Below are 1,822 nucleotides of genomic sequence, written 5' to 3'. Positions count from 1 at the left end.
GTAACTGGAGCAGATCTGGTGGCAGAAGGGATTCCTGTTTTTTGTGAATCATGATTCACTTCCTTTATGACGAAGCGCCGCCTCCCCATGGCCGAGCATGCCGACACGCTGTCGCTGAAGGCGCTGCGGGAGTTGGTGACTGGTCTGGTGGAGCGGGCTGATCGGGCAGAAATCCGGATCGAGAAGCTTGAGGCTGACAACCGAAAGCTTCGTGAAGACAACGACCTGCTCAGGGTAGAGAACACGCGGCTGAAGGTCGACAACCAGCTTCTGCGCGACGAGATTGCGCGGCTCAAAAACCTGCCGCCACGCCCACCCTTCAGGCCGTCGGGTATGGACCAGGCAACGAGTGACAAAACGGTTGCCGGCAGCCGAAAGCCTGCGCGGCGTCGCGGGCCGAAAGGCGACAAGAGCAGCGTCACGCGCGAAGAGGTGCTGCCTGCCAACGCACCACCCGGATCGCGCTTCAAGGGCTACAAGGATTGCGTGGTGCGGGATCTGGTTGTGCGGGCCGAAGTGGTGCGCTATCGCCGCGAATGCTGGGTGGCTCCGGATGGACGCACGATCGTCGCGCCGCTGCCTGCGGGGATAAAGGGCGGCTACGGCGCCAGTCTGCGTCGCTTCTGCCTGATGCTTCATAGCCATGGGCAGGTGACGACGCAGCGATTGACGACCTTGCTGAACGATGTCGGTATCGAGATTTCCAAACGCCAGGTCATCCGGTTTTTGACAGAGCGGCTGGATGGCTTTCATGCCGAGGATGCTGCCGTGCTGCATGCGGGCCTGATCTCGGCTCCCTTTGTCACGGTTGACGACACTGGCGCCCGTCATGCCAACCGCAATTTCCACACGACACAAATCGGCGGCGAACATTTCACTGCCTTCCGCACGGCGCCGTCGAAGTCGCGGCTGAACTTTCTGGCCCTGCTGCGCGGCAACTATCAGGACTATGTTCTCAACGATGCCGCCTTCACCTTTCTGGAAGACCGTCAGGTCGACCCCGCCCTTCTGGCGCGGTTGAAGACACGCCAACCGCGGCGGTTTGCCAATCAGGTTCCGTTTCTCGAGTATCTGGCCGCCAATGGTATCGACATCTTCGACAAAGAAATAATCCGCCCGTTTGCCGAGGCCGGCATCTGGGGCGCCATCCGCCATCATGGTCTGGTCGGCAATGCGGTGATTGTCTCCGACGATGCCGGACAGTTCCGCGTCGGCACCCATGCGCTGTGCTGGGTCCACGCCGAACGGTTGCTGCACAAACTGATGCCGGCGACACCCGGCCAAGTACGGCATGTCGAAACCCTGCGGGATCTCATCTGGCGCTTTTACAAGGCCCTGAAAGCCTATCAGCGAAGACCTGATCCGCGTGCAGCCCGGAGCCTTCAGGCCCGGTTCGATCGGATTTTCTCGCTGCGCACCGGTTATGGCGACCTCGACAAACTGCTGTTTCGACTGAGACGCCGCAAGGCAGAACTGCTGCGGGTTCTCGAGCGGCCTGAAACCCCGCTCCATACCAATGCGTCGGAAAGAGATCTGCGCGGATTTGTCATCAAGCGAAAGATTTCCGGCGGCACGGTCAGTCGCAACGGTCGCCAAGCGCGTGACAGCATGCTCGGCCTGATGAAGACCTGCCAAAAGCTCGGCCTGTCGTTCTGGCACTATCTCGGCGATCGGCTGGGGATCAGTGACGAAGATCATGCTGTTGCACCCCTCGCCTCCCTGGTTGCAGCTCGCGCCTGAACGCTCTCGGCCCTTCGAGCACCCTGCTCGGCGTCAGACATGCTGATTGTGTCGGCATGGCCACCAAATCAGCCCCGCTTAC

1 protein-coding gene is annotated in these 1,822 nt (G+C 60.8%); it reads left to right on the top strand.

Annotation, left to right across the window (positions count from 1 at the left end; translation table 11 throughout):
• The first annotated feature begins 66 nt into the window (after positions 1-66).
• Positions 67-1,740, top strand: coding sequence for a transposase (locus CO660_RS32295; RefSeq protein WP_097601882.1), 1,674 nt, complete (start codon positions 67-69; stop codon positions 1,738-1,740).
• Positions 1,741-1,822 lie beyond the last annotated feature (82 nt).

Origin of the sequence: Rhizobium sp. L9 (assembly GCF_002531885.1) — a bacterium.
GTDB lineage: Bacteria > Pseudomonadota > Alphaproteobacteria > Rhizobiales > Rhizobiaceae > Rhizobium.
The sequence above is the reverse complement of the archived record's forward strand: the minus strand, read 5'-3'. Positions and strand labels throughout refer to the sequence as shown.

Excerpts from the sequence above, each read along its gene's own strand:
- CO660_RS32295 (WP_097601882.1), top strand. The coding sequence starts at position 67 with ATGACGAAGCGCCGCCTCCCCATGGCCGAGCATGCCGACACGCTGTCG.